An 18033-nucleotide genomic window follows, 5' to 3' on the forward strand; every position below is an offset into this window, starting at 1 on the left:
AACGCCCGGGAGATGGCCGAGACCCGCCGGACCGATCGGGCGCCGTTCCGGCGGGTGTAGAGGATGGCCGGGAGGCCCGTCCGGATGCCTTCGTGAAGGCCAGGGAGCCGCCGCCCCTCAGGGCGACGGCTCCGGTGGCCGCCGTCGGACCGGGCCCGGGGGCCGGACCGATGGCGGCGAGATCACCCTCCGGGGTGGCCCCTGGCGCCCCTGGCGGCCCCGGGGGCCGGCGGGCGTCAGCGGGCGGAGCGGTTGACCGCCGAGACGACCGCCTTCAGGGAGGCGCGGGTGGTGTTGGCGTCGATGCCGATGCCCCACAGGACCTGGCCGTCGATGGCGCACTCGATGTACGAGGCGGCCTGCGCGGAGGCACCCTCGCTCATCGTGTGCTCCTGGTAGTCCAGCAGGCGGGCGTCCACGCCGACGGCCTGCAGCGCGGCGAAGAAGGCGGAGATCGGGCCGTTGCCGGAGCCGGTCAGGACCGTGTCGACACCGTCGACGACCGCCTCGACCTTCAGGGTGTCGGTGCCGTCGGTGTCGGAGGTGGACTGGCCGGAGCGCAGCTGGATGCGGCCCCAGGCGTTGCCCGGGTTGGGCAGGTACTCGTCCTGGAAGACGGACCAGATCTGCGTCGGGGTGACCTCGCCGCCCTCGGCGTCGGTCTTCGCCTGGATGATCTTCGAGAACTCGATCTGCATCCGGCGGGGCAGGTCCAGCTTGTGGTCGTTCTTCAGGACGTACGCGATGCCGCCCTTGCCGGACTGCGAGTTGACCCGGATGACGGCCTCGTACGAGCGGCCGACGTCCTTCGGGTCGATCGGCAGGTACGGCACGGCCCACTCGATGTCGTCGACGGTGACCCCGCGAGCCGCCGCGTCGGCCTCCATCGCGTCGAAGCCCTTCTTGATGGCGTCCTGGTGGGAGCCGGAGAAGGCGGTGTAGACCAGGTCGCCCGCGTACGGGTGACGGGGGTGGACCTCCATCTGGTTGCAGTACTCGGAGGTCCGGCGGATCTCGTCGATCTGCGAGAAGTCGATCTGCGGGTCGATGCCCTGGCTGAACAGGTTCATGCCCAGGGTCACCAGGTCGACGTTGCCGGTGCGCTCGCCCTGGCCGAACAGGCAGCCCTCGATGCGGTCGGCGCCGGCCATGACGGCCAGCTCGGCCGCCGCGACGGCCGTACCGCGGTCGTTGTGCGGGTGCACGGAGATGCAGATGTGCTCGCGGCGGGTCAGGTTGCGGGACATCCACTCGAAGCGGTCCGCGTGGGTGGAGGGCGTCGAACGCTCCACGGTGGCGGGCAGGTTGAGGATGATCTCGCGGCCGGGGCCGGGCTGCCAGACGTCACAGACGGCCTCGCAGACCTCCAGGGCGAAGTCCAGCTCGGTGTCGGTGAAGATCTCCGGGCTGTACTGGTAGCCGAAGGTCGTCTCCGGGCCCAGCAGCTTCTCGGCGTACTCCATCACCAGACGGGTGCCGTCCACCGCGATCTGCTTGATGTCCTCCTTCGAGCCGCGGAAGACGACCCGGCGGAAGGTGGGCGCGGTGGCGTTGTACAGGTGGACGGTGGCGCGCTTGGCGCCGACCAGGGACTCCACGGTCCGCTCGATCAGGTCCTCGCGGGCCTGGGTCAGTACGGAGATGGTGACGTCGTCCGGGATCGCGCCCTCTTCGATGATGGAGCGGACGAACGCGAAGTCGGTCTCGCCGGAGGACGGGAAGCCGACCTCGATCTCCTTGTAGCCCAGGCGTACCAGCAGGTCGAACATCTCGCGCTTGCGGGCCGGGCTCATCGGGTCGATCAGGGCCTGGTTGCCGTCGCGCAGGTCCGTGGAGAGCCAGCGGGGGGCCTTGGTGATGCGGCGGTCGGGCCAGGTGCGGTCGGGGATGTCGACGGCCTCGTACTGCCCGTACTTGTGGACGGGCATCCCGGACGGCTTCTGGGTGTGCGTCGCGTTGGTGACGGGCGTCGGACGGTCGACGAAGGGCGACTGCGACCGGCGCTCGGACGACGACGCGGACGACTGCTGGGGCGACTGCTGCTGAGACATTGCGTAGGGCTCCTCGGGTCCTGCGGGAGTGGGGTCCCCCCTGCTCGAGCGAAGCCGAGAGCTCGGGGGAGGCCGACTGTCGAACGCAACACCGAAACCCGCGGGGAGGGGGTCGGCCTACGACTACAGGCCCTCGCCGCGGCAGCTAAGGAGAAGCAGCCCGAAACGCATGATGTGCGTCACCATAGCCCAGGCCCGGCGGAGGCGGACGTCCCGTTTCAGTATGCGGGACAGCCTCCACGTCAAGGCCGAAAGGTGACCCATCACTCCATTTCGCCAATCATGGTCTCACCTCGTGACACCGGCATCACGCAGTGCCACATTGCCGGTATGACTCCCCACTTCTGCACGATCGTGCCGCCCCACCTCCTGGAGCACCTGGCGAACTCCGGGAACCCGGCGATCGCCGCGGCCGCCCGCCGCACGCTGATCGCCGACGCCGGGGCCCGCACCGCGCGCGTCCTGCCCCAGACCGCCGTGGCCGTCGCGCCGGCCGAGCCGGGCGGGACCGCCAAGCCGCGGCGCACCCTGTACGACGCGCAGCGCCGCACCGACCTGCCCGGTGTGCAGGTCCGTGCCGAGGGGGAGGAGCCGTCCGGCGACGCGACCGTCAACCGCGCGTACACGGGTCTCGGCGCCACCTTCGAGCTCTTCCTGAACGCCTTCGGTCGCGACTCGATCGACGGCTCGGGCCTGCCGCTGCTCGCCTCGGTCCACTACGACGAGGATTACGGCAACGCGTTCTGGAACGGCGAGCAGATGGTGTTCGGTGACGGGGACGACGAGATCTTCCTCGACTTCACCCTCCCGCTGGACGTGATCGGACACGAGCTGACGCACGGCTTCACCCAGTACACGGCCAACCTCGAGTACTTCAGCCAGTCCGGCGCCCTGAACGAGTCCGTCTCCGACGTCTTCGGCTCCCTGGTGAAGCAGTACGCGCTCGGTCACTCCGCCGAGCAGGCCGACTGGCTGATCGGCGAGGGCCTGTTCCACCCGAACGTCCAGGGCGCCGCGCTGCGCTCGATGAAGGCCCCGGGCACGGCGTACGACGACGACGTCCTCGGCAAGGACCCGCAGCCCGGCCACATGGACGACTACGTCCGCACGGGCCGGGACAACGGCGGCGTCCACATCAACTCCGGCATCCCGAACCACGCCTTCTACCTGGCGGCGACGGAGCTCGGCGGCAACGCGTGGGAGCGGGCCGGGCAGATCTGGTACGACGTGATGACGGGCGGCACGCTCACGCCCGAGACCCGCTTCGCGGAGTTCGCCCGCGCGACGACGGAGGCGGCGAAGGCCCGCTACGGCGACGGCGAGGAGATCCGGGCGGTCCTGAAGGCCTGGGACTCGGTGGGCGTGCCCACCGAGTGAGAGGCTGGGCCCATGCGGATTCGAGTGCGGCGCACGGGCGGTTTCGCGGGCATCGAGCGGTCGGCGGAGGTGGACACCGCGGACCGCCCGGACGCGGGCGACTGGCACACCCTGGCGGTCGCGGTCCTCGCGGACGGCGACGACGACGGCGACCGGGGCGTGCCGGACGGCTTCAGTTACGAGATCACCGTCGACGGCCGTACGGTCCGCTGCGGCGACCCGCACCTCACGGAGGCGCAGCGGGCACTGGTGTCGCGGGTGCTGAAGGAAGGCGCGTAGGGGGTGTGGGCCTGCTGGGCAGTCCCACACCGTCCCTGGGCGGTGGTGCGGGCCCGCTCGGCTAGAAGCCCAGCTTCCGCAGCTGCTTCGGGTCGCGCTGCCAGTCCTTCGCCACCTTCACGTGGAGGTCCAGGAAGACCGGGGTCCCGAGGAGGGCCTCGATGTGCTTGCGGGACTTGACGCCGACCTCCTTCAGGCGCGAGCCCTTGGGGCCGATGATGATGCCCTTCTGGCTGGGGCGCTCGATGTAGACGTTGGCGTGGATGTCGAGCAGCGGCCGGTCCGCGGGGCGGTTCTCGCGCGGGATCATCTCCTCGACGACCACCGCGATGGAGTGCGGCAGCTCGTCCCGTACGCCTTCGAGCGCGGCCTCTCGGATGAGCTCGGCGACCATGACCATCTCGGGCTCGTCGGTGAGGTCGCCCTCGGGGTAGAGCGGCGGCGACTCCGGGAGCAGCGGGATCAGCAGGTCGGCGACGAGCTGGACCTGCTTGTCGCCGACGGCCGAGACCGGGACGATCTCCTGCCACTCGAAGCCCAGCTCCTTGCCGAGCTGGTCGATGGCGATGAGCTGTTCGGCGAGGGTCTTGGAGTCGACCAGGTCGGTCTTGGTGATGATCGCGACCTTGGGGGTCTTGCGGATCTCGGCGAGCTCCTTGGCGATGAAGCGGTCGCCGGGGCCGAGCTTCTCGTTGGCCGGCAGGCAGAAGCCGATCACGTCGACCTCGGCCCAGGTCGTGCGCACGACGTCGTTGAGGCGCTCGCCGAGCAGGGTGCGCGGCTTGTGGAGGCCCGGGGTGTCGACCAGGATCAGCTGGGCGTCGGGGCGGTGCACGATGCCGCGGACGGTGTGCCGGGTGGTCTGCGGCCGGTTGGAGGTGATGGCCACCTTCTGGCCGACCAGAGCGTTCGTGAGGGTGGACTTGCCCGCGTTGGGGCGGCCGACGAAGCAGGCGAAGCCGGCCCGGTGGACGGCTTCGGTTTCTTGGGTGCGAGCGCTCATGGGGGCCATTGTCCCCGATGAGCGCCCCCCGTACGTACTCCGTGCGCTCTCGGGGCGCGGTCAGGGCGCGCTCCGGGCCCCGACCGTGCCCGCTCGGGCGCTCCGGCCTTGCCCGCTCACGCGCCGTGTCCCGGCCCACTCCGGCGCGCCGGCCCCGCCCGCTCTGGGCGCTCTGACCGTGCCCGCTCAGGCCCTCTGCCCGCCCTCGGCCGGCGCCCGCGCGGCCTCCCGGCGGCGCCGTGTGCGCACGCCGACGAGACCCGCGATTCCCCCGGTCACCAGGACCGCGGCCGGCAGCCAGGGCAGCGCGAGGAAGGAGACCTGCCCGGACTCGCGGACGTCCTTCGCGCTGGCCGTCAGGGTCACCTCGCCCCAGTCGAGCTGCGGCGAGCCCGTCCACCGTTCGGTGAGCCGGATCTTCTGCCGGGGCAGCAGCTCGGCGGGCAGCCGGTCCAGGTCGCGGGCGAGCAGGGTGCGGCCGAAGAGGCCCTGGGCCTTGAGGGCGACCTTGGGGTTGAGGGTGACGTTTCCGCGGTTGTGCAGCGTGTACGAGACGACGGCGCTGCTCGTGCGGGTGCCGGGGACGAGCGGCCGGTCCTGGTCGAGGGTGACGTCCTCGACGGCGAGGGCGGGGACGGTGGGGCCGCCGACCCGCAGATAGACCCGCGCGCCGACGGCGCGCTGCACCCCGAGCGCGACCGAGCCGGCGGCGCCCCGCGCGACCCGCTCGTCGAGGGCGACGACGGCCCCGGGGTGGTCGCCGGGATCGGCGTCGGCGGGGACGGTGAGGGTGTACGGGACGGTCACGGCGGAGCGCGGCGGGACGGTGACCTTGTCCCGCTCCGGCCTGATCCAGGCACCGGCCCCGGTCTGCTTCTCCTGGCGGGTGCGGACGGCGAAGCCGCCGTCGCGGTCGGTGTTGTACGCGTCGGCGCCGTAGAGGAGGAAGGTGAGCGGGGCGGCGGTCTTGTTGGCGACGGTGACCCGGTCGGTGATCGTGGTGCCGGGGTCGGCCGAGAGGTAGAAGTACGGGCGGCTGCCGAGCCGGGAGGCGGCCGGGTACACGGCCCACTCGCCGTTCTCGGCGGCGGAGGCGGCGGGCGCCGGGCCCAGGAGGACGAGGGCGGCGCCGAGGAGACCCAGGACGCTCAGGAGGAGAACGTACGGCTTGCGCACGGGTGCGGACCCCCAGGGTGTGGAGCGGCGGGCCGGCCGGGTGCGCGGCCGGCCCGCCGGAGCGGTCAGGTGCTGCGGGACGTGCCGGTCAGGAAAGGGTCAGCGTGAGCACGCCCGCGTAACTGCCGGGCGCCGTGAACGCCGGGACGTCGAGGGAGAGCCCCGCGTCGACGGTGAACTCGCCGCCGGTGAGCGTGCCGTTGGGCGTGGAGGCGAGGGTCGCGCCGCCGCTGCCGACGGATCCCGCCGTGCCGGGGACGCAGGTGCTGGGGCTGCCGGCCTTGGTGACGCAGGCAGGGGTCCAGCTGAGCTTCCCGGCGCCGATGGCACCGCCGGGTCCGGTGAAGTCGGTGACCTTGCCGGTCAGGGACCAGCCCGCGGGGCCGCCGCGGAAGTCCTTGACCGTCACCGTCTGCAGGGCTCCGGTGGCCGCCCCGCCCTGCCCGAAGTCGACGGCCGTGAGCTGGACGGCGTCGCCGGCCTGGGTCATCGACAGCTGGCCGGGGGTGACCGCGGCCGTGATCTTCTGGCTGTTCGGCGGTGTCGGGGTGTCGTCGATGACCTGGTACGCGACGGGGCCCGCGCCCTTGTCGGGGTCCCAGGCCGCGCCCTCGTACGCCACGATCCCGGTGGTCGCCTTGTCGTTGACCTTCAGGCGAGCGGCGAAGCCGCCCTCGCTGTCGGTCGTGACGGTCATCCGGTCGGCGGTCTCCGCCGCTCCGGCCCGGCCGACGACGGTGACCTCGGTGAGCGGGGTGAACTTGGTGCCGCTGACGGTGACGCGTACGCCGGGCGCGCCGGAGGCGTTGTCGAGCTGGAGCGCGCGCTCGTTGGCGCCGGGCTGTGCGGTCGCCGTGATCGTCTCGGAGACGGGTGCGGGCGGGTTGGTGACGGTGCAGGGCGTGTCCAGCTCCATGATGTAGCTGGTGTGGATGTTGTAGTCGCCGGGCGAGAGGGTGATCGCGCCGGGTGAGGTGACCGTGAAGGTGCCGGTCATCGAGAACGCCGGGAAGGCGCCCTTGCCGGGCACGGGCGGGTTCTTCTTCAGGCCGGTGACGGTGACGGCGCCGGGCTGGGCGCCGCCGAGGGTGACCTTGCCGCTCGGCGTCATGATGTCGGCCGGGAGGGCGAGGTCCACCGGGTTGGAGGCGGCGGGCTTGGTGACCGTGTAGGTGACCTTGACCGTGTCGCCGACCTTGGGCGCGGTGTTGTCGACCGTGATCTCGGCGGTGGTGGTGCCGTCGATGGGCGGGATGCCGGCGATCGGCGGCGGCACGCAGTGGGTGGGGAACTCCACGGCCTGGGAGGCCGTGGTGACCGCGCCGGCCGGGGCGGCGAGCGCCCCGCCTGCGGTGAGCGCGAGCGCGGTGGCGCCGAGGGCGGCGGTCCAGCGACGCCGTCTTCGGGCCGCCGCGCGACTTTGTGCGAGTGCCATGTGGGCCCCCTCCTGAGGGATGAGAGGGCGCCATTGACAGCTGCGGGCCGAGAGAAGTCAATGGAATCGAAATGCACCGTCTGATGACCCATCAGATAATGTCAAGATCAGCACCCGGTGGGATGTTTGCGCAGGTCAGAGACGCCCGAGCACAGCAACGACCGGTACCGCCTCGGCGGCACCGGTCGACCGTGCGGGAGGAGCTCAGCTGAACACGAAGGGGCCGGGCGACTGCGAGGTGAGCGCGTCGCAGTTCACCGTGACACCGAAGATCACCATCTTGAGAGCGGTGCCCGCGAAGTACGAGTTGAGGCTGTCGCCGGAGGCGACGGTCCCACTCAGCGGGCCGATGGTGACCGACTGGTTCGCGGCGAGCGCCGGGTTCTTCTTGCCGCTGAACACCCGGGTGCCACCACCCGCCTTGGCCAGGGTCAGGGTGGCGTTGATCTGGTCGGCGCCGACCGCGATCGGCGTCTTCACGGCGGAGGTGAGGGTGATGGTCGCGGCGGTGCCGCTCTGTGTGGCGGTCAGGGTGGCGCCTCCACCGCCCCACGTCCCGCAGTCGTACGTCGCCGTGGCGGTGCCCGGTGACACGGCGGCGGCACTCGGCGCGAAGGCGAGACCGGCGGCGGCGAGCGCCCCTGCGAGCACCGCGACGGTCCCTAAGCTGCTGCTGCTTCTCATGGCGAGGTCGTACCCCTTTCGATGGAGACGCAGGGGTGCGGACACTGCGTGAATGGCGCGTTTCTGACGGCCCGTCGGACGGGGCCGCTGCTATTGATGCGCATTCTTCACAAGAGCACAAGGGCCATGCGGCCAGGGCGTGTCCGGCCGATCCGCAGGACACGACCGAGGGCCCGGCGCTTCCTCGCCCGCGCCGGGCCCCCTCGACTCGATGGCGGGGATTCAGCCCGCCGTGACCGCTGCCCGCAGCTTCCCGTCGGGGCCGGCGAGCAGCACCGGGGTCGCCGGCCCGCCCAGGTCCCGTACCGCCGCGCGGTCCGCGTCGGAGGCCGCCTCCGCGGTGGAGACGACGGCCGCGGCCTCCAGCGACTGGGCGCCGCTGGCCACGGCCATGGCGACCGCGGTCTGCAGCGCGCTCAGCTTGAGCGACTCCAGCTCCACGGTCCCGGCGACATAGGTCCGCCCGGTCTCGTCGCGTACCGCCGCACCCTCCGGCACCCCGTTGCGGGCGCGGGCGCTGCGCGCCAGCGTGATGATCTTGAGGTCCTCTGCGCCGAGGTCGTCGTGCTCGCGGTTGAGTGTCATGATCCGAGGATAGGCCGGGCGGCCGCTCAGCCCTGAGCGGCCTTGGCCAGCTTGTCACCGGCGAGCCCGGCGAACGTGGCGAAGTCCTTCTTGGCCGCCGGGGTGTCCGCGAGGTGCAGGAGCCGGACCACCCCCGTGCCCTGGCGGGCGATCAGGAGCGTCGGCTCGACGGTGATGCCCTGCGCGACGTTCAGCTTCAGCTTGAAGGCGAGCGCCTCCTCGGCCGTCTGCGGGGCGGTGAGCTTCTCGACCGTGATCTTCATCTTGGTGCCGCTGGTGTCGGCGGTGAACGCGGTGCAGCTGCCCAGGGAGGTGGCGACCTGCTTCATGAAGTCCGCGGCGCCGGTGCCGGAGAAGGCCAGCACCCCCTCGCTGAGCTCGGACGCGTTGTTGCCGAGCGCGAAGTCGACGGTCGGGCCCTTGGTGGCACCGGCGACCGTGGACCCCGCCGCGGCCGCGAGCGGCTCGCACTCGGCCTTGTCGGCCTTCATGCTGAAGTCCGACGACGGGTTCTTGCTGGCCTTCCAGCCCGAGGGCAGGTCCTTCAGCTCCAGCACGGCCGCCTTCATCTGGGCGTCCGTCAGCGGTGCGGCGGGCGCCGGGGCGGCGGAGGTGGTCTGCCCGGCGGCCGGCTTGTCGGCCGGCTTCGTGGCGCCGTCCCCGGGCGTGTCCTTCGCGCCGCCACCGCACGCGGCGGTCAGCGAGAGCGCGGAGACGGCGAGGGCGGCGGCCAGGCCGTGGCGTATGCGAGTGCGCATGGTGAAGTGCCTCTTGAGATGGTGGAGTCGAGCGGATCGCGCCGGTCGCGACGGTGCGGCGACCGGACGGCCGGAGGATATACGGGCCGGTGAACGCGCCGGTGAACGACACCCCTCGCGAGGACCGCCCGGCTGCCCCCTGGGCGACCTCGTGGACCACGACCCGCGTGGGCCACGACCCGCGGGCTACGGCCCCGTGGGCCGCACGCTCAGCCCGCCACCGGATACATCGCCCCGCGCCGCCCCTCCGGGGAGACCAGCCACTCCAGCTTCGCCGCCGTGTCGGCCTCCTGGAGCGGGGTGTGCAGCACGATCACCAGGTCGGGCCGGGCCGGGACCCTGAGCTGGGTCGCCTCGACGACCAGCGTGCCGACCAGCGGGTGCTCCATCTCCTTGCGGTTCTGGCCGCCCGGCAGGATGTCCCGCCTCTCCCACAGCTCGGCGAACTCCTCGCTCGCCTCCTTGGCCTCCTCGACCACGCTGCGGAAGCCCTCGTCCTCCGGGCCCTCGGAGCAGGCGGCCCGGAACTGCGCGACGACCTTCGGCGCGAGCTGCTCCCAGCTGCCCATCCGCGAGCGGTAGAGCGGATCGGTGAAGAAGGCGATGAGGCAGTTCTGCGCGATGTCGGGGCGCATGCCCAGCACGATCGCCGCCGCGTCGTTGTACAGGACCGTGTTCCAGTACACGTCCATGATGTGCGCGGGGAACGGCATCCACGCGTCGATCAGCCGCCGCAGCCCGTCGCACATGTCCCGGTCCTCCGGGGCCAGCTCCGGCGCGGGCGGGTTGAGGCCCGCGAGCGCGTAGAGGTGGCGCCGCTCGGCCGGACTGAGCCGCAGGACCCGCGCCACGGAGTCGATCACCTGCGGGGAGACGGTGATGTCGCGGCCCTGTTCGAGCCACTGGTACCAGGACACGCCGACCCCGGCGAGGACGGCGACCTCCTCACGGCGCAGCCCCGGCGTGCGGCGGCGTGCGCCGCCGTCCGGCAGACCGGCCTCGCCCGGGCTCACCCTGGCCCGACGGCTCATCAGGAACTCGCGGAGTTCGGCCAGTCGGTGCGTCTTGGCGGTGGTGGTCTCCAATGCCGTGGCCACGTGCGCTTCCTCCCCCTGGATGCCTGGTGGTTGGACCAACAGGATAAGTTCCCGCTCCCCACGGTTGTTCCCGTGCCACGAGAGTCGTGGGCATGGCAACCGTCACCTCTCCCCCGACTCCCCAGACGACTCCCCCGGCCGAGGCCGCCTCCCCGGCGCTCACCGGCCGGGCCCGGCTCATCCTCGTCGTGCTGTGCGCCGCCCAGTTCATGGTGGCGCTCGACTTCTCCGTCCTGAACGTGGCGCTGCCCGCACTCGGCGCCGACCTCGGCCTCGGCAACTCCGGCCTCCAGTGGGCGGTCACCGCCTTCGCCCTGCCGTCCGGCGGCTTCCTGCTGCTCTCGGGCCGGATCGGCGACCTGTACGGGCGCAAGAAGCTGTTCATCGTGGGCCTCGCGCTGTTCGGCGCGGCCTCGCTGCTCGCCACCTTCGCCTGGAACCCGGCCTCCTTCCTCGCCGGGCGCGCCCTCCAGGGCATGGGTGCGGCCGCGATCGTGCCGACCGGCATGTCGCTGCTGACCACCACCTTCCCGGAGGGCCCGCAGCGCGACCGGGCGCTCGGCATCTCCGGCACCCTGCTGTCGCTCGGCTTCACCATCGGCATGGTCCTCGGCGGCGTCATGACCGACACCCTGGGCTGGCGCTCCACCATGGGCCTGCTCGCGCTGTTCAGCGCGATCGTGCTGCCGCTCGCACCGAGCCTGCTGCCCGAGTCGCGCACCCCGGAGCGGCCCCGGCTCGACGTGCCGGGCGCGGTGACCGTCACCGGCGGCCTGCTCTCGCTGATCTACGCCCTGTCGACGGCGGCCGAGCGCGGCTTCGGCGGCGCGGACGTCCAGGTCACCCTGGTCGCCGGCGTGGCGCTCCTGGTGGCCTTCGTGGTCGTGGAGTCCCGCAGCGCGTCCCCGCTGGTGTCGCTGCCGATGCTGAAGCGACGGACGGTCGCCTTCGGCAACCTGGGCGGGATCGTCACCTTCGCGATGATGTCGACGGTCATCTTCGCGCTGACCCTGTACCTGCAGGAGACGCTGGGCCTTTCCAGCTTCGCCACGGGTCTGGTCTTCGGTGCGCAGGGTGTGATGTCGGTCTTCGCCGGCTCCCTCGCCCCGAAGGTGATCGGCCGGTTCGGCGCCCGCCGCACCCTGGTCCTCTCGCTGGCCGGCCAGGGCCTGCTCACCGGCGCGCTCCTGGGCATCGGTGAGGGGTCGGGCGCGATCCTGGCGACGGTCGCCGTCTCGCTGGCCTCCATGTGCCACCTCGGCGCGATCATCTCGTACGGCGTGACCGTCACCTCGGGCGTCCCGGACGAGGAGCAGGGCCTGGCGACCGGTCTGGTGACCACGACCCAGCAGGTCGGCCTCACGATCGGCATCCCGCTGCTCGGTGTGCTCGCCACCACGGGTGACAGCCTGTACGGCGGCGTCCGCACGGTCCTCGTCCTGGACACGGCGATCGTGCTCGCGACGGCGGTCCTGGTCGCCTTCGGACTGCGCAAGCGTGCCTGAGCGTTACGGGCGGTCGAGGCGGAGCCGTACCGCCTTCGGCAGGCCGGCGACCACCAGGTCGTACGAGTCCTCGATCAGCTCCCGGACCATCCGGTCCGGGAGCTCGCCCACGGTCACGGTGTTCCAGTGCCGCTTGTTCATGTGGTAGCCGGGCGCGATCGCCGGGTACTCCTCGCGGAGCCGTACGGCGTCGTCCGGATCGCACTTGAGGTTGATCCGCAGCGGCTCGGAGTCGAGCGCCGCCAGCGCGAACATCTTCCCGGCGACCTTGAAGACCGAGGTCTCCGGGGTGAACGGGAACTCCTCCGTCGCGTCGTTGAAGTCCAGGCAGAAGGCACGCAGCCGGTCGGGCGTCATCACTCGCGGTCCCCCTCCGCTCCGGCCGTCACGACCGGTTCGACGAGCACGGTCACGATCTTGTTCCGGCGGCCGGCCGGTGACTCCGCGGTGAGCCGCAGGGTGCGCCCGTCGGGCAGCCGCACGACGGCGTTGGCGCCGGCGATCGGCACCCGGCCGAGGGCCTTGGCGAGCAGTCCGCCGACCGTCTCCACGTCCTCGTCGTCGTACTCGTCCGGACCGAAACCGTAGAGCTCGCCGAGGTCGCCGATGTCGAGGCGGGCGGTGACCCGGTAGCGGTCCTCGCCGAGCTCCTCGACGGGCGGCAGCTCCCGGTCGTACTCGTCGGTGATCTCGCCGACGATCTCCTCCAGGATGTCCTCGATGGTGACGATCCCGGCCGTGCCGCCGTACTCGTCGATGACGACGGCGACGTGGTTGCGCTCCTGCTGCATCTCGCGCAGCAGGTCGCCGGCGTTCTTGGTGTCGGGGACGAAGGCGGCCGGGCGCATGGCCGTGGACACCAGGTCCGCCTCGGCCTCCCGGTTGATGTGCGTCTTGCGGACCAGGTCCTTCAGATACACGATGCCGACGACGTCGTCCTCGTTCTCCCCGGTCACCGGGATGCGCGAGAAACCGGAGCGCAGCGCGAGCGTGAGTGCCTGGCGGACGGTCTTGTAGCGCTCGATGCAGACGAGGTCGGTGCGCGGCACCATCAGCTCGCGCACCAGGGTGTCGCCGAGCTCGAAGACCGAGTGCACCATGCGGCGCTCCTCGTCCTCGATCAGGGACTCCTGCTCGGCGAGGTCGACCATCGCCCGCAGCTCGGCCTCGGAGGCGAACGGGCCCTTGCGGAAGCCCTTGCCGGGCGTGAGCGCGTTGCCGATGAGGATGAGCAGCTGCGGGATCGGGCCCATGATCCGGGCCAGCGGCAGCAGCACGTACGCGGCGGCGGTCGCCGTGTTCAGCGGGTGCTGGCGGCCGATGGTGCGAGGGGAGACGCCGACGGCGACGTACGACACGAGCACCATCACGGCGATGGCGACGAGCAGCGCCTGCCAGGTCTCCTCGAACTCCTCCAGGCAGGCGTACGTGACGACGACGCCGGCCGCCATCTCGCAGGAGACCCGGACGAGCAGCGCCACGTTGAGATAGCGGGTGGGGTCGGAGGCGACCTGTGCCAGCTTCTCGGCACCGCGCCGCCCCGACCGTACGGCCTCGGCGGCGCGGAAGCTGGAGACGCGGGCGATACCGGCCTCGGCGCAGGCGGCCAGCCATGCGACGACGACCAGCGCGACCGCGCCCAGGATGAGTTGTGCGTTCATGACGGGACCGACCGGCCCGGGTCAGGAGACGGTCGGCGCCGGGGACGGGCCGGTCAGGCCCTGCTCCGCACGCCAGCCGTCCACGATGGCGGCCTGGAGGCCGAACATCTCGGCCTTCTCGTCCGGCTCCTCGTGGTCGTAGCCCAGCAGGTGCAGCACTCCGTGGACGGTGAGGAGCTGGAGCTCCTCGTCCATGGAGTGCTGCGTCGGGGCGTCCTTGCCCTGCTGGGTGGCGACCTCGGGGCAGAGCACGATGTCACCGAGGAGCCCCTGCGGGGGCTCCTCGTCGTCCTTCGAGGGCGGGCGCAGCTCGTCCATCGGGAAGGACATGACGTCCGTCGGGCCCGGCAGGTCCATCCACTGGATGTGGAGCTGCTCCATCGCCCCGGCGTCCACGACGATCACCGAAAGCTCGGAGAGCGGGTGGATCCGCATGCGACCCAGCGCGTAGCGGGCGATGTCGAGGATCGCCTGCTCGTCGACCTCGGTTCCGGACTCGTTGTTGACGTCGATCGACATGTGCGGTTGCTTCTACTTCCCGTTGCGGCCGTTGCGGCTGTCGCCGCGACCCTCGTTGCGGTTGTCGTACAGCTCGTACGCGTCGACGATACGGCCGACGAGCTTGTGCCGTACGACATCCTGCGACGTGAGCGTCGAGAAGTGCACGTCCGGGACTCCGTCCAGGATGTCCCTGACCTGTCGCAGACCGCTCTTCGTACCGCCGGGCAGGTCGACCTGGGTGATGTCACCGGTGATGACGATCTTGGAGTCGAAGCCGAGGCGGGTGAGGAACATCTTCATCTGCTCGGGGTTCGTGTTCTGCGCCTCGTCGAGGATGATGAACGCGTCGTTGAGCGTCCGGCCTCGCATGTACGCCAGCGGCGCGACCTCGATCGTCCCGTTCGCCATCAGCTTGGGGATCGAGTCGGGGTCGAGCATGTCGTGCAGCGCGTCGTAGAGCGGCCGCAGATACGGGTCGATCTTCTCGTACAGCGTGCCGGGCAGGAAGCCGAGCCGCTCGCCCGCCTCGACGGCCGGCCGGGTCAGGATGATCCGGGTGACCTGCTTGGACTGCAGGGCCTGGACCGCCTTGGCCATGGCCAGATACGTCTTTCCGGTGCCGGCGGGGCCGATGCCGAAGACGATCGTGTGCTTGTCGATGGCGTCGACATAGCGCTTCTGATTGAGGGTCTTGGGGCGGATCGTGCGACCGCGGCTGGAGAGGATGTTCTGGGTGAGCACCTCTGCCGGGGTCTCGTGACCGCCCTCCCCCTGACCGTTCTCGCTCGCCCTGAGCATGGCGATCGAGCGTTCCACTGCGTCCTCCGTCATCGGCTGACCGGTGCGGAGCACCAGCATCATCTCGTCGAACAGGCGCTGGATCAGCGCGACTTCCGCAGCATCGCCGACCGCGGTGACCTGGTTGCCCCGGACATGGATGTCCGCATGCGGGAAGGACTTCTCGATCACGCGCAGCAGCGCGTCACCGGAACCGAGGACGGTCACCATGGGGTGCTTGGCGGGGACGGTGAAGTGCGCGCTGGCCTGTCCCGGCGTCCCGTCGAGGGGCGCTCCGTTGTGGGCTGTGGGTGTCTGAGTCATGGGCCGGCACTGTGGCCTGCACATACCTCCCGTTGCAGGGTTCTCGCTGCTCGACAACCTCTCGGGTACCAAGCCTACGACTCGGTACGGACAACGCCGAAGGGGTTTACGGGGGTGGGCGCCGGGCCGCCCTACGAGGCGGCCGCCCGGAAGCCGATGGTGGGGACCGCCCGCCGCAGCGGCCAGGGCCGAGCCGGGGCGGGGAGGAGCCGCTCCAGGAAGGCGTACCGGCTGCGCAGGGCCTCCGGATCCTGGCCCGCGTGGCCCTGGACCTGCTGCCACCAGGCGGCGATCTCTCCCCAGGTCGGCGCGGAGAGCGAACCGCCGAACTCCTGCACGGACAGCGCGGCCGTGAGACCGGCGAAGGCGAGCCGGTCGGCGAGCGGCCAGCCGGCCAGGGTGCCGGTGACGAAACCGGCGACGAAGACGTCCCCGGCGCCGGTCGGGTCGAGCGCGGAGACCTGGATGGCGGGCACCTCGGCGGTCTCGCCGGTGGCTCCGTCCACGGCGTACGCACCCTCGGAACCGAGGGTGACGACCGCGTAGCGCACCTTGTCGGCCAGGGCGCGGGCGGCGGCCCGCGGACAGTCGGTGCGGGTGTAGCGCATCGCCTCCTGCGCGTTGGGCAGGAAGGCCTCGCAGTGCTCGAGGTCGGCGAGAGCGGCCAGGTCCCAGCGGCCGGTGTCGTCCCAGCCGACGTCGGCGAAGACCTTGGCGCCGCCGCGGGCGGCCGTGGCCACCCACTCCTCGCCGCGGCCGGGCACCAGGGAGGCGACGGCGGCGCGGGCGTGCGGCGGGAAGGCGGGCAGGGCGCGCTCGGGCGGCGGGGCGGCGTGGCCGTGGGACACCATGGTGCGCTCGCCCTCGTACGCCATGGAGACGGTGACGGGCGAGTGCCAGCCGGGGACGGTCCGGGACAGCGAGAGGTCGATCCCCTCGCCCTGCTCCAGGGCGTCCCAGCAGTACTCGCCGTAGTGGTCGTCGCCGAACGCGGCGGCCAGCGAGGTGCGAAGCCCGAGCCGGGCGAGCGCGGTGGCCATGTTGGCGACGCCGCCGGGGCTGGAGCCCATGCCACGGGCCCAGGACTCGGTGCCGCGGACGGGGGCGCAGTCGAGGCCGGTGAAGATGATGTCGAGGAAGACCGTGCCGGTGAGGAAGACGTCGCACTCGGGGTCGGTGGGCTCGCGCAGGCACACCAGCGGGTCGATGTCGTTGTCGCGTTCGGTCACGGCAGGCTCCCCGGTCGTGGTGCGGCGGATCGGCACCCGTGGTGCTGGTCCGGACAGTGTGCCCGAAGAGGACGAGGAGACAGGGGCCGACGCAACGCGACCGGCCTCTCGTACCCACCCTCCCCAACCCCCAAACCCATAGTGACCCAGATCACAGACTGAATCGGGGGATACCACCTTCTGCGCCCACTCGGATGCTTGATACACATGGTGCCGCGACCCCGTGGCTCACCGGGCGCCATCTCATTTCCCTGTTCAGTTCCTGGAACGCCCATGCCGTCGCGCCCGCGTGCCCTGGGAGCCCTCGTCTCCCTGTTCACGGCCGGTTATCTCGCCCCGTACCTGCTGCCGACGGTCGTCGGCAGACTCTCCGCCGGCCTCGGCCTGAGTCCCGCACAAGCCGGACTGGTCGGCTCGATCCTGCTGCTCGGCTCGGCGGGCGCGGGCTTCACCCTCGCCGCGCAGGTGGACCGGATCGGCCCGCGCCGAGCGGCGAGGCTGGGCCTCGCGGCCATGGCCGTCGGCTACGGAACGGCCGCCTCGACGCACCTCGTCCCCCTGGTCGTCGCGGGCGCGGTCCTGGGCGGCTTCGGCTCCGGTACGGCGACGGCGGTGGCCGCGGCGGGCATCGCGGGCCGCCCCGACCCGCACCGGGCCTCGACGCTCGGCCTGCTGTCGGTCTCGGCGGCGGCGGGCGCGCTGTATCTGACGCTGCCGCACCTGGGCGGGGGCCATGCGCTGCCGTTCGCGGCGATCGCGGGTGCGGCGGTGCTGGTGGCCCCGGTGACGGTGTGGCTGCCGGAGGGCACGCGGACGGTACGCGAGACGGGACCGACGGGCCCCGTCCCGTACCGCCGGGCGGGAACGGTCCTGGCAGCGTCCATCCTGTGCTGGTCGATGGCGCAGAACGCGCTGTGGGGCGTGAGCGGCCGCATCGGTCTGACGCAGGCCGGCCTCTCCGAAGTCACCCTCGGCATGGTCTTCGCGGTGGCGCTGGGCGCGGGCCTGGCCGGCGTCACGGCGGCCGGGGCACTGGGCTCACGCCTGGGCCGGGCGGTGCCGATCGGCGCCGGCACGGCGCTCATCGCCGCCTGTGTGCTGCTCAGCTCGGCGGCGAGCGGCCCGGCCTCGTTCGCGGCCGGCGAGATCCTCTGGAACGCCCTGTACCCGGTCGTCCTCTCGTACCTCCTGGGCCTCGCCGCCTCCCTCGACCCCCGAGGCCGCTGGGCGGTCCTGGTCGGCTCGGCGTCCTCGCTGGGCGTGGCCTGCGGCCCGGTGACGGGCAGCGTCCTGTCGGAGGCGACGGGCTACCGGGGCATGGGCCTGGTGCTGTGCGCCCTGCTCCTGCTCGTGGCCGTCCCGATGACCGCGGTGGCCCGCCATGCCGCGGGCCGCCCCCTGGTCCCCGGCTCCATCCGCCGCCGCGGCGGCGCGCCGGCGGCCGTCCTGGCCGCGACCTCGGCGCCGTCGACGGCCCTGCTCCCTCAGCTGGGCGCGCCCGAGCAGGAGATCACACCGATCCCGGTGCCGACGGGGCGGCGGACGGCGAAGGCGGCGTTCGGGCTGGCCAGGCCGTCGGACCGGGGCTGAC

The 18033-nt window shown here is 71.9% G+C and carries 17 protein-coding genes; 4 read left to right on the forward strand and 13 right to left on the reverse strand.

Annotated features, from left to right (window positions below; genetic code table 11):
• Positions 1-236: 236 nt before the first annotated feature.
• Entirely contained in the window at positions 237-2051 is a 1815-nt protein-coding gene (leuA, locus tag ACIGEZ_RS03760; RefSeq protein ID WP_399825210.1) for a 2-isopropylmalate synthase, read from the reverse strand.
• 330 nt (positions 2052-2381) lie between these two features.
• On the opposite strand from leuA, the gene ACIGEZ_RS03765 reads away from it, so the two are divergent.
• Both ACIGEZ_RS03765 and ACIGEZ_RS03770 read left to right on the forward strand, forming a co-directional pair.
• Positions 2382-3428, forward strand: a complete 1047-nt coding sequence (locus tag ACIGEZ_RS03765; RefSeq protein ID WP_399825213.1) for a M4 family metallopeptidase — start codon at positions 2382-2384, stop codon at positions 3426-3428.
• Between the two features lie 12 nt (positions 3429-3440).
• The gene (locus ACIGEZ_RS03770; RefSeq protein ID WP_399825216.1) at positions 3441-3707 is read left to right on the forward strand and encodes a protealysin inhibitor emfourin; all 267 of its coding nucleotides are present in this window, start codon (positions 3441-3443) and stop codon (positions 3705-3707) included.
• A 61-nt stretch (positions 3708-3768) separates the two neighbouring features.
• On the opposite strand, the gene era is transcribed toward ACIGEZ_RS03770, so the two are convergent.
• The 7 genes from era to ACIGEZ_RS03805 form a co-directional block, all read right to left on the reverse strand.
• Entirely contained in the window at positions 3769-4710 is a 942-nt protein-coding gene (gene era, locus ACIGEZ_RS03775; protein ID WP_399825219.1) for a GTPase Era, read from the reverse strand.
• A gap of 186 nt (positions 4711-4896) precedes the next feature.
• A complete protein-coding gene (locus tag ACIGEZ_RS03780) occupies positions 4897-5886 on the reverse strand; it encodes a WxL protein peptidoglycan domain-containing protein (protein WP_399825222.1) in 990 nt (329 codons plus the stop codon).
• 88 nt (positions 5887-5974) lie between these two features.
• Positions 5975-7321: a beta-xylosidase gene (locus tag ACIGEZ_RS03785; protein WP_399825225.1), complete on the reverse strand. Its 1347-nt coding sequence runs from the start codon at positions 7319-7321 to the stop codon at positions 5975-5977.
• 204 nt (positions 7322-7525) lie between these two features.
• On the reverse strand, positions 7526-8005 hold the full coding sequence (locus ACIGEZ_RS03790; protein WP_399825227.1) for a hypothetical protein: 480 nt from the start codon (positions 8003-8005) through the stop codon (positions 7526-7528).
• A 222-nt stretch (positions 8006-8227) separates the two neighbouring features.
• Positions 8228-8590: a cytidine deaminase gene (locus ACIGEZ_RS03795; protein WP_399825230.1), complete on the reverse strand. Its 363-nt coding sequence runs from the start codon at positions 8588-8590 to the stop codon at positions 8228-8230.
• A 26-nt stretch (positions 8591-8616) separates the two neighbouring features.
• Entirely contained in the window at positions 8617-9348 is a 732-nt protein-coding gene (locus tag ACIGEZ_RS03800) for a hypothetical protein (protein ID WP_399825232.1), read from the reverse strand.
• Positions 9349-9557: 209 nt separating this feature from the next.
• Positions 9558-10445, reverse strand: a complete 888-nt coding sequence (locus ACIGEZ_RS03805; protein WP_399825234.1) for a helix-turn-helix transcriptional regulator — start codon at positions 10443-10445, stop codon at positions 9558-9560.
• A 92-nt stretch (positions 10446-10537) separates the two neighbouring features.
• Between ACIGEZ_RS03805 and ACIGEZ_RS03810 the strand changes: the two genes are divergently transcribed.
• Positions 10538-11950 carry an MFS transporter gene (locus ACIGEZ_RS03810; protein WP_399825237.1) on the forward strand — a complete coding sequence of 471 codons (1413 nt, stop codon included), beginning with the start codon at positions 10538-10540 and terminating at the stop codon, positions 11948-11950.
• A gap of 3 nt (positions 11951-11953) precedes the next feature.
• Here the strand turns inward: ACIGEZ_RS03810 and ACIGEZ_RS03815 are convergent, their stop codons facing one another.
• From ACIGEZ_RS03815 to ACIGEZ_RS03835, 5 genes are all read right to left on the reverse strand, one after another.
• Complete coding sequence (locus ACIGEZ_RS03815; RefSeq protein ID WP_399825238.1) at positions 11954-12307, reverse strand: MmcQ/YjbR family DNA-binding protein; 354 nt, start codon at positions 12305-12307, stop codon at positions 11954-11956.
• The gene (locus ACIGEZ_RS03820) at positions 12307-13611 is read right to left on the reverse strand and encodes a hemolysin family protein (protein ID WP_399825241.1); all 1305 of its coding nucleotides are present in this window, start codon (positions 13609-13611) and stop codon (positions 12307-12309) included. Before ACIGEZ_RS03820 ends, ACIGEZ_RS03815 begins: the two co-directional genes overlap by 1 nt.
• 21 nt (positions 13612-13632) lie before the next feature.
• Positions 13633-14130, reverse strand: a complete 498-nt coding sequence (gene ybeY / locus ACIGEZ_RS03825) for an rRNA maturation RNase YbeY (RefSeq protein WP_399825244.1) — start codon at positions 14128-14130, stop codon at positions 13633-13635.
• A gap of 12 nt (positions 14131-14142) precedes the next feature.
• Entirely contained in the window at positions 14143-15213 is a 1071-nt protein-coding gene (locus tag ACIGEZ_RS03830; protein ID WP_399825247.1) for a PhoH family protein, read from the reverse strand.
• A gap of 131 nt (positions 15214-15344) precedes the next feature.
• Positions 15345-16478 (reverse strand): carbohydrate kinase family protein, encoded by a 1134-nt coding sequence (locus ACIGEZ_RS03835; RefSeq protein WP_399825249.1) that lies wholly within the window; start codon positions 16476-16478, stop codon positions 15345-15347.
• Positions 16479-16715: 237 nt separating this feature from the next.
• On the opposite strand from ACIGEZ_RS03835, the gene ACIGEZ_RS03840 reads away from it, so the two are divergent.
• Complete coding sequence (locus ACIGEZ_RS03840; protein WP_399825252.1) at positions 16716-18032, forward strand: MFS transporter; 1317 nt, start codon at positions 16716-16718, stop codon at positions 18030-18032.
• The last annotated feature ends 1 nt before the right edge of the window (position 18033 follow it).

Source organism: Streptomyces sp. NPDC085481 (genome assembly GCF_044541845.1).
Taxonomy (GTDB): domain Bacteria; phylum Actinomycetota; class Actinomycetes; order Streptomycetales; family Streptomycetaceae; genus Streptomyces.